The 14,300-nt window shown below is 43.4% G+C and carries 12 protein-coding genes; 11 read left to right on the top strand and 1 reads right to left on the bottom strand.

Going from position 1 to position 14,300, the window contains the following annotated elements:
- Positions 1–53: 53 nt before the first annotated feature.
- A complete protein-coding gene (locus tag IQ209_RS08975; RefSeq protein ID WP_193850978.1) occupies positions 54–551 on the top strand; it encodes a DUF2938 domain-containing protein in 498 nt (165 codons plus the stop codon).
- Positions 552–980: 429 nt separating this feature from the next.
- Complete coding sequence (locus IQ209_RS08970; RefSeq protein ID WP_228005795.1) at positions 981–1,667, top strand: IS982 family transposase; 687 nt, start codon at positions 981–983, stop codon at positions 1,665–1,667.
- 93 nt (positions 1,668–1,760) lie between these two features.
- Here IQ209_RS08970 and trxA read toward each other — a convergent pair whose 3' ends face one another.
- On the bottom strand, positions 1,761–2,081 hold the full coding sequence (gene trxA / locus IQ209_RS08965) for a thioredoxin (protein ID WP_193850977.1): 321 nt from the start codon (positions 2,079–2,081) through the stop codon (positions 1,761–1,763).
- Positions 2,082–2,814: 733 nt separating this feature from the next.
- Between trxA and IQ209_RS08960 the strand changes: the two genes are divergently transcribed.
- From IQ209_RS08960 to IQ209_RS08920, 9 genes are all read left to right on the top strand, one after another.
- On the top strand, positions 2,815–6,234 hold the full coding sequence (locus IQ209_RS08960) for a non-ribosomal peptide synthetase (RefSeq protein ID WP_193850976.1): 3,420 nt from the start codon (positions 2,815–2,817) through the stop codon (positions 6,232–6,234).
- The gene (locus tag IQ209_RS08955; protein WP_193850975.1) at positions 6,231–7,880 is read left to right on the top strand and encodes a GMC family oxidoreductase; all 1,650 of its coding nucleotides are present in this window, start codon (positions 6,231–6,233) and stop codon (positions 7,878–7,880) included. Before IQ209_RS08960 ends, IQ209_RS08955 begins: the two co-directional genes overlap by 4 nt.
- Complete coding sequence (locus IQ209_RS08950) at positions 7,870–8,598, top strand: thioesterase II family protein (protein ID WP_193850974.1); 729 nt, start codon at positions 7,870–7,872, stop codon at positions 8,596–8,598. The genes IQ209_RS08955 and IQ209_RS08950 overlap by 11 nt, the downstream gene beginning before the upstream one ends.
- Positions 8,599–8,634: 36 nt before the next feature.
- The gene (locus IQ209_RS08945; RefSeq protein WP_193850973.1) at positions 8,635–9,771 is read left to right on the top strand and encodes an acyl-CoA dehydrogenase family protein; all 1,137 of its coding nucleotides are present in this window, start codon (positions 8,635–8,637) and stop codon (positions 9,769–9,771) included.
- A 37-nt stretch (positions 9,772–9,808) separates the two neighbouring features.
- Complete coding sequence (locus tag IQ209_RS08940; protein WP_193850972.1) at positions 9,809–10,678, top strand: GNAT family N-acetyltransferase; 870 nt, start codon at positions 9,809–9,811, stop codon at positions 10,676–10,678.
- Between the two features lie 68 nt (positions 10,679–10,746).
- Complete coding sequence (locus IQ209_RS08935) at positions 10,747–11,211, top strand: group II truncated hemoglobin (RefSeq protein WP_193850971.1); 465 nt, start codon at positions 10,747–10,749, stop codon at positions 11,209–11,211.
- Between the two features lie 41 nt (positions 11,212–11,252).
- On the top strand, positions 11,253–12,098 hold the full coding sequence (locus IQ209_RS08930) for a metallophosphoesterase (RefSeq protein WP_193850970.1): 846 nt from the start codon (positions 11,253–11,255) through the stop codon (positions 12,096–12,098).
- 34 nt (positions 12,099–12,132) lie between these two features.
- The gene (locus IQ209_RS08925; protein ID WP_193850969.1) at positions 12,133–12,708 is read left to right on the top strand and encodes a flavoprotein; all 576 of its coding nucleotides are present in this window, start codon (positions 12,133–12,135) and stop codon (positions 12,706–12,708) included.
- Between the two features lie 306 nt (positions 12,709–13,014).
- Positions 13,015–14,286, top strand: coding sequence for an MFS transporter (locus tag IQ209_RS08920; RefSeq protein ID WP_193850968.1), 1,272 nt, complete (start codon positions 13,015–13,017; stop codon positions 14,284–14,286).
- The last annotated feature ends 14 nt before the right edge of the window (positions 14,287–14,300 follow it).

The following is a 14,300-nucleotide window of genomic DNA, read 5'->3' as shown; positions in this document are numbered from 1 at the left end:
TCGCTGATTGATTGACCATTAATAGATAGCCACAATTTGGAGGATCGCAACAAATGAATGAAGGATTGGAGTTTATTGTTTATTCTGTACTGATTGGCGCTGGTGCAACAGTTGTTATGGATCTTTGGGCGGTTTTCATAAAACGGTGTTTCGGCATTCCTTCACTGAACTATAGCATGGTAGGACGCTGGATTGGCCATATTCCCAAAGGGAGATTGACCCATACAAGCATTCTACAGGCTGAACCGGTGAAAGGTGAAACCGGAATTGGTTGGTTTGCTCACTATTTGATTGGCATCATTTTTGCCGGCCTCCTGCTATTCATTTATGGTTTAGATTGGGCAAAAAACCCAACTTTTCTGCCAGCTTTAATTATCGGTATCGTTACCTTAGTTGCCCCTTTCTTCGTTATGCAACCTGGTATGGGAATGGGGATGGCTGCATCTAAGACTCCTGCACCTAATACACTAAGGCTGAGAAGTTTAATGGCGCATACTTCTTATGGTATTGGCCTGTATTTAGCCGCGTTATTATTAACATTATTTTCTTGATTTCATTTTTTAAATAACCGTCGATAAATTTGTATTATTTTTATCGACGGAATATACATTTTTACTTTCATTTATTTTTTCTTATTATTATCCAATTTGAATCTTATCCACCGTTTTTTGCTGTTTCATCAGGTATGGAATTCATCGTAAGTTTTAGACTGCTTACGCATAACCCGAATTCTGGATAAGAAATTGACGTGAGGCCTGTTCCGGGAAGGAACAGGCCATGAACAAATTAGTTGAAATTTTCTGCGATATCGACGATTTTTATCGTCTTTTCATCCCTCAATGGGAGCAGTTTTGCCTCGATAACGGATACCGCCTGCGCCGTAGGCAAGGCCATATGTCTCCCAGTGAAATCATGACGATTTTGATCCTCTTTCAGCAGTCACATTACCGTGATTTTAAAAACTTTTATCTGGCGCATATTTGGCAATACCACCACCGCGACTTCCCCACGTTGCTCAGTTATCCCCGTTTTATCAGCGTTGCCCCTTCCGTTTTAGTCCCATTATCGAGTTATCTGACTCAATTAAAAGGAAAACCAACAGGTATTGCTTTTATCGATTCAACGAGTTTGCGAGTTTGCGCGTTTGCCACAACATCCGTATTCCTCGCCATAAGGTCTTCCAGAGCATCGCGCAACGCGGAAAAACCTCGATGGGGGGCTATGGTTTCAAATTACACTTGGTTGTTAACCATCTGGGCGAAATTTTAGCCCTTAAAGTGACTCCCGGTAATGTGAGTGATCGGGAGCCTGCTCGTGAATTATCAAAAGATCTAACGGGTTCTCTTTATGGCGATAAAGGCTATCTGAGTCAGGAATTGGCGGATGATTTAGCCAAAATGGATCTCACCTTTATCACGAAAAAGCGCCGTAACATGAAAGCCCTTGTACTGGATGAGTGGGATAAGATTATGCTTAAAAAGCGTTTTATTATTGAAACGATTAATGGGCAATTAAAAACGCTTTCTCAAATAGAGCATTCCCGTCACCGAAGTATAACCGGGTTTTTGTTGACTGTTTTAAGTGGATTGATTGCTTACTGCCTTAAAGAGAAAAAGCCATCACTGAAAATTTTCTACTCAGAAGAAAATATTTCAGCAATGGCTTAAACGGAATTCGGGTTAATTAAGCAAATGATGATATTGGTTTGGACTGTTAGGTAAGGCAGGCTCCTCAAACCCTCAAATTTAACTCAACCTGAACTACAAATTTTGAGAAACCATATTCTTAAATTGTGATAATGAAGCAACGCCAACAAGAGAATCTATAGGTTGCCCATCTTTATATACTATTGTCGTTGGTATGCTGCGAATGCCATATTTCATAGCGATATTATGGGCATCATCAATATTGATTTCCCCAAAAGTGGCACTATCTTTCATATCGATTGATAATTGATTAAACGTTGGTGCTACCGCACGGCATGGCCCACACCATGGCGCCCAGAATCTAACAACACAGATCCCTTTGGTATTGACTACACTATCAAAATTATCTTCGGTTAATTCAATTAATGTACTCATATTGAATCCTCAGTAAAAATTTTTAAGTTACTAAAATGCAGCTCATCAATGAAATGTGGGGGAGAATACTCGACACCCTTAATTCAATTATTATATTGAACATTATGATTAGTTCAATAGATCTTTTCCTATCAGCAAGATAGGCACAGGCTATCAATTAATAACGGTCAGTTATTAAAACCCTTAAAATAAATCACACAAAATTTATCCAATTAGAGTCAGACAAACATAATAATCAAAAAATCAATTACATAAATTCAGATTGATAAGTTTAACCAGAGAAAAAACCAATGCAGTATCTGTCAATCATAAACACTATGATTTCATATGATAACTATTTAAAATTAAAAAATAACTTAATGATATATATCCGTAATGTTATTAATTTACCTACAAGAGATAACAATAATCGTTAATAAAATATTATTATTTGATATTACATTTAGTTATAAACATGTTATTTTTGCATAAAAGCAAACCAACAAATAAAACTAAACACCTTACTAAGATTAATGAGGCGTCTGAATATGCACTGCTTTTATTTTAAACTCATGAATCAATATATTAATCTGATAATAAATGATGTTTATTTTCACCAAAATAAATTGGTGAACTGTAAAAAGATTATTTGTTAAGAAATTCAACCGTATTCCCAACACTATTTTATTTCAAAGATAAAAAATAACCTCAAAAAATATAAATTAACTTATCAATCAAATACAAGGGATAATGCATGCAAAATTTTCTCCAGGCATTACAAGAATCCGGATTAGAAATCTCTAACCCCCCTGAATTATATAAACCAGAAAATAAAACATTAGAAGTAGAGCTATCAAAATTGAAAGAGCAGGTTAATGGGATACTTCAAAACAGATTACCATTAATAAATATTATCACCCCTGTAACCCTACAAGAAAATACGATTGAGACAGAAAATTTTCCATTAACAGATATTCAATATGCCTATTTAATTGGGCGTAATCCCGGGCTGGAACTAGGAGGATTAACCAGTTGCCTATATACTGAATTAGATGTTAATTCATTAGATATCAATTTATTAAATAACGCATTAAACAAAATCATTGAATATCACCCTATGTTAAGGGCGACTTTATCCTTAGATGGACAACAGCGGGTTTTACCCTCACCATTAAATTACATCATTCCTATTCAGGATGGTAGAAAGTGGTCAGAGTCAGAAAAAGATAATAGGCTGGAAAAGCTTCGTCAGGAAATGGAAACGCAATTATTACCTGTCGATAAAACACCTACATTCGATATACGGGCAACAATACTGAATGATGATATTACCCGTCTGCATATTTATTTCGATCTGATGTTTGTCGATATTCATAGTGTCCATTTGGTATTACGTGACTGGTGGCAAGTTTATCAAGGCCATGAACTGCCTGCCCTACCTGACAATATAAATTTCCCCAGTTATATCAAATTAGAACGTTATCTACAGGGGCAACCGCAAGGATTACGCGATAAAACTTATTGGGAGCAACAACTAGAGCATTTACCTCAACCGCCTGAATTACCGTTAAAAAATGCGCCGGAGATAATTTCTCCGCCTGTATTCAAACGTTACAGCCGAACAATTTCTTCTGAAACATTATTTGCTCTTAGAAAAAAAGCGGAATTACGCAAGTTGACGTTAGAAACTGTACTTCTCGGTATGTACACAGAAGTGCTTCGTCAATGGTCGAAACGTCAAACTTTTACACTGACGGTTACGCAATTTGGGCGCCGTCCCTATTTTGATAGCATTGAAAATGTGGTCGGTAATTTCCTGCAACCCATGTTACTGGGAATTGGAGGAACGGGAGAAGAAAGCCTCAATGATCGTTTGGTACAGATCCAGACTGATTTGATGATGAATCGCTGGCACAGTTCCTACAATGGGGTTCAAGTTCTAAGAGAACTGACCCGCCGAAGTCATGGCAATCGGGCAGCAACCGCCCCCGTTGTATTTAGCAATACTCTGACGGCCAATTTGGATAATGTCGTGACAGATATTGGCTGGACGGAAGCAGCCCAAGTTTATAGCAGTAATCAAACCCCACAAGTCTGGTTAGAGAACCAGATTGTTCGGGTTGATGATCGTGTACAAATTAACTGGAATACAGTTAATGAACTATTCCCTGATGGCATGGTGGAAGCCATGTTGGATGCCTATATAGCGCTGATAACGACTTATGCAGAAGACGATTCAATCTGGGATCAAAACGTACCACTGGTGAAATTACCTGCCTCAGATTTAGTGGAAAGAACAAAAGCCAATGCAACAGATACCGAATTTGATCTCAAACTGCTACATGAAATGGTTTTGCAGGCTGCTGGCAAATTTCCCAATGCAATTGCACTTATTCAGGGCGAAAAACAAGTTACCTATGCAGAAATGGCTAATAGAGCCTATGCAATAGCACAACAACTACGAACTTCTGTCCCCATTCATCCCAATGATATTGTCGCTGTTTCCCTGCCACAAAGCCCAGAGTTAGTCATTGGTTTACTGGGTGTTCTTATGTCAGGTGCGGCCTATGTCGCCATTGATCCCCAACTGCCTGCGGAACGCCGCATGAGTTTACTCAATCGCTGTTCAGCCAAAGGGATTATCACTGACAGCACGGTTTTTGCGCATGATGAATTTACGGATTTACTTCGCATCAATCTGGATGAGTGTTCTATGCATCAGGCAATGGATACAGAGAAAATGGCTACGGCACATTGGTCTGCCATGCCTTCAATGCAAGGATTAGATGATCTGGCCTATGTCATCTTTACCTCCGGTTCAACGGGAGAACCGAAAGGGGTAATGGCTTCCCACCGTAATGCGGCCAATACCGTGCTTGATATTAATCATAAATTCCAGGTAACAGAAAAAGATGTTGTGTTGTCTGTCGCGCCTGCCGGGTTTGATTTGTCCGTCTATGACTATTTCGGGCTATTAGGTGCAGGAGGAAAAGTTATTTTTTCCATGCCAGAAACAGCCAATGATCCCAAAAGCTGGCTAGACATGCTAATTAAACATCAAATTACGATCTGGAACAGTGTCCCCGCTCCCGTGAAAATATTGGTAGACAGAAATGGTTCCACACTGTCCGCGACCCAATTGAGGCTAATCCTCATGAGCGGAGACTGGATACCTGTCGATCTGCCTGAACGTATTCGGGAAAGTTTGCCAAATACTGCAATCATCAGTCTCGGTGGGGCAACTGAAGGCTCTATCTGGTCGATACATTATCCGATTGAGAAAATTGATAAAAACTGGAAAAGCATTCCTTATGGCAAGCCGTTAGCAAATCAAACTTTCCATGTTTTGAATAACTGGCTCCTTCCCTGCCCCAAATGGGTAACCGGAGAACTCTATATTGGTGGAGACGGAGTGACTCAAGGTTATTTGGGAGATACAGAAAAAACGGCCCTACGCTTTATTACTCATCCCGTTACCGGTGAACGGCTGTACAGAACAGGAGATTTGGGGCGATATATTGCCGATGGCTTGATAGAAATTTTAGGGCGCGAAGATAATCAGGTAAAAATCAATGGCTACCGCATTGAATTAGGTGAAATTGAAGCCTGCCTTCTGACCCACGACAATGCCAGCCATGTCGTCATTGATGCCCCTGTTCATGCCAAAACCGGACAACGGCATATCGTCTCCTATGTTGTGCCTGAGACGCCAGAAACGTTGGATAACCCGGCTTATTTTCAGGATCAATTGAGGGAAATTGCCCGCAAAACGTTGCCCTCATATATGGTACCCAGTTATTACCTCTTATTGCCCCATATGCCGTTAACCAGTAATGGAAAAATTGATCGTAAAGCGCTACCTGTTCCCTGGTCTGATAGCGAGGAACACGCTGATGCTCCGGTTGCACCGGCTAATGAGATAGAAGCGAAGATCCTGAAACTCTGGCAAGCACAACTTCAGCATGATGATTTTGATGTCACCGATGGCTTTTTTGATATTGGCGGTGATTCACTCCATGCCGTTGGTTTACTGAGTGCACTGCGACAGGAATTTAATATTACGCCAGTTGGTGAACAGGACATTATCGAAGGGTTGTTCATGAATTCTAATATTCAGTCTTTCTCTCGCATCATCGAAACAATCGTCCAATCTCAAGCGGTGAATGAGCTATGACCAAAACATATGATTATATCGTGGTAGGCGGTGGTTCAGCTGGATGTGTGGCAGCCTCTCGCCTGTCTGAAAATAGCACAAAATCCGTACTGCTGATCGAAGCGGGCCACGAATCTGATGTACACAATCCTGCCAGTCCACTCAGAGATGCGTCAAGGCTGGTGCTGGAAGGATATAACTGGGATTACGAGGCCAATGTGCGCAATGACGATGATCGGTTCGCCGCTCTCATCGCTTCTCCTGCTCATAGACCAGATAACAAACAAACTCGTAAGCACAAGGAGCGCAAGTCGTTCAATTATCGTGTGGGGAAAGTCCTTGGGGGTTCCTCCGCCGTTAACGGTGCCATTGCCCTGCGAGGCTTTCCGAGCGATTTCGATAAATGGACCCAAATGGGTTGCCCTAATTGGTCTTGGGAACAGGTTCTGCCGTGGTTTAAGCATTTGGAGAATGACACTGATTATATCGGTGATGATAACCACGGCTCACAGGGGCCGATGTGTCTGCGCAGACCAGCAAATAGTGAGATCCACCCTCTTGATATGGCTTTTGCCCATGCCTGTGAACAGTTTGGTGTACCTTACGCCGATGATCTCAATATCGGTGAAGATCCTGCTGTCGGCCCTGTGCCCGCCAATGTCGTTAACGGCGCAGAAAGAGTCGATGTGTATCGTTCATACCTTGAACCGATCCTGAATAGAGAAAATCTGCATGTGCTAACGGATGCCTTAGCCACGCAGATCATTTTCAATGGCACTGTCGCCTCAGGGGTAAAAATAATTCAGGCGGGAGAAGAGCAGGTTTATCAGGCTAAACAAATTGTCCTTTGCGCTGGCGCAATTGGTTCGGCAACATTATTACAGCGCTCAGGTGTGGGTGATCCAGAACATCTGAGCAGATTAGGTATCCCTGTGGTTGCGCAAGTGCCCGCCGTTGGCAGAAATTTAACTGACCATGCTTCCGTGGTGCTTTGGGCACTGCCTAAAGCCGGTGTCTGTACCACGGGCCTGCCGTGGCGACAAATTGCTGCCCGCATTAGAAGCGGTTATGACGCAAAAGTCGATGTGCAAATTGGCTTGCTGAACAATGTTGCCAGTGACACCGTACCGGGGTTCAGAGATCGCGTGACTTATCCCATGCTGGTTGGTGCTTCCGTCATGTTAATGCGCCCAGAGATTCGAGGACGGGTTTTCATCAATTCCGCTACGCCCACGGTATTACCCCACATTGATCTGCCATTGACTCACTCCCCATCAGATATCGCACGCCTTGTCGGGGGAGTACGTAAAATTTGGCAGGTTTTACGCCACCCGGAAGTGGATGTTTTCCTTGATGGCATCCAATTTTGGTCCGACTCCATGATTCATAACGATGAAATCATGAACAGTGCAATCAAAAACCTGGTTAATCCAGGCTGGCATGCGTCTGGAACGCTCAGAATGGGCACTCATGATGATCCTGATAGCGCCACGCAAGAAGATGGCCGAGTCCAGGGCGTTACGGGTGTGACAGTTGCTGACGCTTCTCTATTCCCCACTATTCCCTCTATGCCAACGAATCTGACAACCATTATGACTGCTGAACGCATTGTCAGTTTTTTAATAGAGAGAGACACCACCAGCGAGTGGAGGACAAATGGCAATTAATTGCAGACGGGTGATTTATGCCTTTCCCCATGCAGGGGCAACAACAGCGATTTATCATCCCTGGCTAAATGATCTCATGACTACCCAATCTGCGATCTTACAACCCGTTGCGATCCCAGGTCGCGGTCATCTGGCTAAAGAGCCTGAAATTCACGATCTCGATACCCTGATTGAACGACTGGCATCAGATATCTGGGCCGATTTCCAGCAGAAACAGGCACAGGGTATCACGGAGTGGATCACCTTTGGTCATAGCTTTGGTGGCGTGCTGAGTATCGCGGTAGGTCAGGCGATAATGAAAAACGATGGTGCTTCTCCTTCATTTGGCGTGGTATCCAGCTCTGTCCCTCCTCATCGTCAACCCAAAGATGAGCGGCATGAATGGACAGATGACCAATTGATTCAGAAAACCAAAGCGGATCAAGGGACGCCCGAAGCAATCTTGAACGAACCTGCGCTGATAAAACCCATTATCCGGCAACTACGCAATGATTACCTGATACGCAGCCAATTTCCCCGGCTTGGCAATATACAAGTGAGTTATCCACTGGTGCTGGTTTCCGCCACTCATGACAGTTATGTCACTTTGGCAGACATGGAAGCCTGGAAAAATTACACCTCTGACGATATTTCACTCACCCATATTGCAGGGGATCACTTTGCTGTGTACCGCCACTGGGATGTTATTAAACAAATATTGCTGAATAAAACCATTTAACTAAAACAATGGGCTGACAAATAACCTGGAGTGAATATGCGTATTGAGATTGATAATTTTGATAATTACCGGAAATCCTGTCGTGAATTCCTTGAGCGTGAAATCGTCCCTGAGCATCAAAGGTGGGAGGATAATGGGCTGGTTGAGCGTACCTTTTGGGAGAAAATAGGCCAGTCAGGGTTATTAGGTATGAGTGTCAGCCCTGAGTTTGGGGGACTGGGAAAAAACGATTATCGGTTCGCGGTCATTCTGACAGAAGAACTCATCAAAGCAGGCGTAACTGTACCAGGGATCGTTGCTCATAACGATATTGTTGCCAGCTACATTTTTGCCCTCGGTAATCAGGAACAGAAAAAAAGGTGGCTGCCAGAATTGTGTAGCGGAAAACGGGTTGCCGCCATTGCCATGACGGAACCGACTGGCGGTTCCAATACAGCAGACATCAAAACCGTGGCTAAACGTCAAGGCAATGACTATCTGGTGAATGGCGGCAAAGCTTACATCACCAATGGCATCAATGCGGATCTGATCGTGGTAGCGGTAAAAACAGACGAGGGGCAACAAGGCCAGGGTATCAGTTTACTGGCAATAGAACGGGATATGCCCGGATTCACCAGAGGAGAACCATTAAAGAAAATTGGCTGGCATGGCAGCGACACAGCTGAACTTTTTTTCCATGACTGTAAAGTTCCTGTCACTAACCTGATTGGCCGTGAAAACCTCGGCAACTATTACTTTATGTCAGCCATGCCCCGCGAACGCCTCAGCATCTCAACCGTAGCGGTTGCCAGTGCAGAACATATCTTGCAGAGCACATTGGAATATGTAAAAGAGAGAACAGCCTTCAATCAACCGATCGGCTCCTTTCAATACAACCGTTTTATTCTTGCGCAATTAGATACCGAAGTAAAAATTGCCCGAATCTACCTGGATAACGCTGTTGATCTCTTTAATCAGGGGCTTTTCAGTTTAGTGGATGCCGCCCGCATCAAGTGGTGGACGACCGAACTACAAATGAAAGTAGCAGATCGTTGCCTGCAATTGCACGGCGGCCTGGGTTACATGCGTGATTCCATTGCTGGCAAGAATTGGCTAAATAGCCGCGCTCAGACTATTTACGGTGGAACCAGCGAGGTGCTGCAAGAAATCATCAGTAAATCAATTGGACTTTAAGGCACAGTAATACGCGGTTGGAGAGGATATATCGGTTATGAATCAGATGAACAGCAAATCGTGTCTCATTCGATCAGTCAATGTTAGTCAATGGAACTCGATCATTCTTAATTGGGCAAAGGCCGAAAACTGGGATATGAATGTGGATGATGCCGACTGTTTCTTTAGGGTAGATCCAGAAGCGTTTTTTATTGCCTATCGGGATACTCAGCCCATCGCCTCAATATCGATGGTGAATTATTCAGATTTTTATTCGTTCGGGGGCAATTTCATCATACAACCAGAATTCCGCAATCATGTTTGTGCAGGAAAAATATGGAAATGGTCTATGGACTATGCAGAACATCGCACAATTGGTTGTGATGGTAACTGGGATAGAACGCAACTCTACGAAAAAAGAGGATTTGCCATCCATTATCGTAATGTCCGGCTTTCCGGGTTCATCAAGCCAAAAATCACGCCACCAGCGGGCGCTATTATGATTACGCCAGCCAATATTGAGGAAGTTATTAAATATGATGCTAAATGCATTGGTGTTCATCGAGGGGCATTACTTGCTAATTGGTTCTGGGGAAAAGAACGTTATGGATTTTGTACTTATTCCAGAACGGGAATTTCCGGCGTCATTGGCATAAGACGATCACAAAATGGCTACCGAATAGGCCCTTTCTTTGCCGATAACGCTGAAGCTGTTGAAACATTAGCTCTTACCGCATTCGCCCAGATCCCTGATGGCTTACCTGTATCGGTCGATGTTCCCGAAACTGATAACAACGAGTTTCTCCAATTGGCTAACGAATATGGGCTAAAGGGACTGTTTAACACATACAGAATGTACAAAGGCAATCTTATACCAAAGGGGCGGCTGGATAAGGTCAAGGCCATTGCGTCTTTGGAGTTAGGGTAATGGATATCAACAAGTAGCCATTACCTGAGTCGCAACATCATTAATATATTCATACGAGAGGTTATGTTATGGCAAATGAAACACCGACCTTATTTGAATGGATGGGCGGTCGTGAGGTGCTCATGAAACTCATGGACACTTTTTATGCCAAGGTTGAAAAAGATGAACTGCTTGCTCCGCTGTTCAAAAACATGAAATCCGATCATCCGGGCCATGTCGCCATGTGGTTGGAAGAAGTACTCGGCGGAGAAAATCGCTACACCAAAGATCGTGGTGGCTTCAAAGTCATGCTAAGCCGTCACAGAGGCAGAAGCATTCAACCTGAACAAAGAAAGAGATGGGTAGAACTGTTGATGGAGTCTGCTGATGAAATCGGCTTACCTTCTGATCCTGAATTTCGTTCAGCATTTGCAGGTTATATCGAATGGGGTTCACGCAGAGCTGAGGCCAATTCTCAACCCAATGCCGCCCCTTCACGTCGCGAAACCGTACCCAAGTGGGGTTGGGGAGAAGCCCCTCCAGGAACACCCTGATTTTTAAAGAAACTTACAGGTAAAGTTAGAGAGGTGAGCTTATGCTGTTGGCCGTCAGTGACTTACATGTATCTCATGCAACAAATAGGGCTATAGTCGAATCATTCAGGCCATCAACACCTGACGATTGGCTGCTACTGGCAGGCGATATTGCAGAACAGGAGTCAGATTTTGCATGGGTCATCAGTATGCTTTCACAACGGTTTGCTCAAGTCGTCTGGACGCCAGGAAATCATGAACTTTGGTGCACACCAAAAGATCAATTAAAATTACCTGGCGTACTGCGTTATGAACATCTGGTCAATATCTGCCGACAGCATAACGTACTCACCCCCGAAGATGCGTTTCACTATTACCGCATGGGGAATGGAACAACGGTGACCATTGCCCCTATTTTTACCCTATACGATTATTCATTTAGAAATACCGATGACTATACGGCGGAACAGGCCATCGAGCGCGCTCGTCGTTGTGGTGTCATTAGCTCTGACGAGTTCTTCCTGAAAACCTATCCTCATAGAAATATTATCGATTGGTGTCGGGAACGTATCCAATATACCGAAAAACGCTTGAATGCCATTCCAGATGGCGAAGACATCGTACTGATAAGCCATTTCCCCATCATCCGTAAACCACTCGAATCCTTACGCAATAGCGAATTTTCCATTTGGTGTGGCAGTGAAAAAACTCACCCATGGGCATCAAAAAAAGGGGTTCGTATGGTGATATATGGACACTTACACATTCCTAATCTCGAATATATTCAAGATGTTGCTCATTTGGAAGTCTCTTTGGGATATCCGCGGGAATGGCAAGAGCGTCGTGGTAAGGGTTCTTACTTAGTACCACTAGACGGGTTACTGGAACACGCTAACGCATATAGCTAATCATTTATTTTTAGAACAAGAGGCTAATTTACCGATGAAAAATGATGAAATAATTCCACAGATAAAACCTCGGATCTTAATTGGGGCAACCGGGTCAGTGGATATCACTCTCCTCCCCCAATATCTTTCAGCAATTAAGGCGACAATTGACTGTACATTAACAGTATTGATGACAAACAATGCCACCACCTTTTTACCCGCCTCAACCGTAGCACTCTATGCCGATCGGGTCATTAGTGGAGAGATGCCACACGATTGGCCAACAGACAAACCTTCACGTATTGTCGCGGATCATGACATTCTGGCAGTCTTACCTGCAACCGCTAACACACTTGCAACCGTTGCTTGTGGTGGCGCAACCAATCGATTAACCACGGTTATTCTGGCCTCCACATTTCCCGTGCTGTTTTTTCCTGTCATGGGACACGTGATGTGGGAAAAAAAAGCGACTCGCCGCAATATCACGCAATTACGTGATGATGGCTATCATGTTATTGAACCTGTTTGGCACGAAAATTTTGATGTTTCACTACAACGAAGGGTTGGACACCCTTCGTTACCGGATATTGGAACCGTTATTTCATTATTGAAACAACATCTGCCAAAATAAGTTCTGAGATCCATCGCGTTGTGGAAGAGTATTTCGCCCCTTAATTGACAAAAAATATTCGACATGAAAGTGATATAACATGTGGGTTGGGTACTCTTCTATTTCACATTTTCCCTGATATATAGCTGTAAATTCTTCCTCTGTTCAAATCTAAGTGACATATCACCACAACGGGTTCTTTTTAAAAATTGCAGTATAAATATCTTTTAATATAGCATAAGTTTTATTTTCATCTATTTTGAGTCTAGCCAGAACATTGAAAATAAACACCTCAGAACTCATTTTATAACTATAAATCGGTAACTTATGTCACAATATCATAATCGTCCATTAAATAAACAAGATTATAAAACGCTGTCCTTAGCGGCTTTAGGGGGCGCTCTGGAATTTTACGACTTTATTATCTTTATCTTTTTTGCTGTTGCACTTGGAGAACTCTTTTTCCCCGCGGATATCCCTGAATGGCTCAGACAACTACAGACATTCGGTATTTTTGCGGCGGGTTATCTGGTTCGGCCTGTAGGTGGGATCGTCATGGCCCATTTTGGCGATCTCATTGGGCGTAAGAAAATGTTTTCACTCAGCATATTGTTAATGGCTGTACCAACACTGGCCATCGGCATGTTGCCCACCTATAACGCCATAGGCATTGCTGCCCCTATCCTGCTGCTACTGATGCGGATTATGCAGGGAGCCGCAATTGGTGGAGAAGTGCCCGGAGCCTGGGTTTTTGTGGCAGAGCATGTTCCCCATAAACGCATCGGATTTGCCTGTGGTGTTTTAACGGCAGGATTGAGTTTGGGGATTTTATTTGGCTCTCTCGTCGCAACCATTATTACTTCGATTTATTCCAGGCAAGAAGTCCTGGATTGGGCATGGCGTCTGCCATTTTTCTTAGGCGGTATTTTCGGCTTATGCGCCATGTATCTGCGCCGTTGGCTGCATGAAACCCCTGTCTTCAAGGAAATGCAGGAACGCAAGGCGTTGGCAGAAGAGCTGCCACTAAAAACTGTCGTTTTTAATCACAAGCGCGCCATCTTTATTTCTATGCTGCTTACCTGGCTCCTTTCTGCTGGCATTGTCGTTGTCATCTTGATGACGCCAACTTATTTGCAGACAGAATTTCATCTGGAACAATCACTGACTTTGAAAGCAAACAGTCTGGCGATCATCTCATTGGTGATCGGCTGTATCTCTGTCGGGTACTTATGCGATAAATGGGGAGCCGGTATCGTGCTGATTGTCGGTTGTCTGCTATTGGCTGCCACAACATGGTTTTTCTACCACCATATCAGCCATGAACCGCTCAAACTATTTAGTGCTTATTCCCTCGCGGGTCTGACTGTCGGTGTGATTAGTGCCACTCCTTTTGTTATGGTGAAAAGCTATCCGCCAGAAGTCAGATTTAGTGGCATCTCATTTGCGTATAATTTGGCTTATGCCATTTTTGGTGGGCTGACACCGATCTTCGTCACCTTACTGCTGACATATACCACACTGGCACCCGCTTACTATATGATGACCTTATCAGCTGTTGGCCTGTTATTGGGGGTTTACTTGCGGAAAAAATCTATCTGAACACAGTGATTAAC

Source organism: Xenorhabdus sp. BG5, from assembly GCF_015163665.1.
In the GTDB taxonomy this organism is placed as follows: domain Bacteria; phylum Pseudomonadota; class Gammaproteobacteria; order Enterobacterales; family Enterobacteriaceae; genus Xenorhabdus.
The sequence above is the reverse complement of the archived record's forward strand: the minus strand, read 5'-3'. Positions and strand labels throughout refer to the sequence as shown.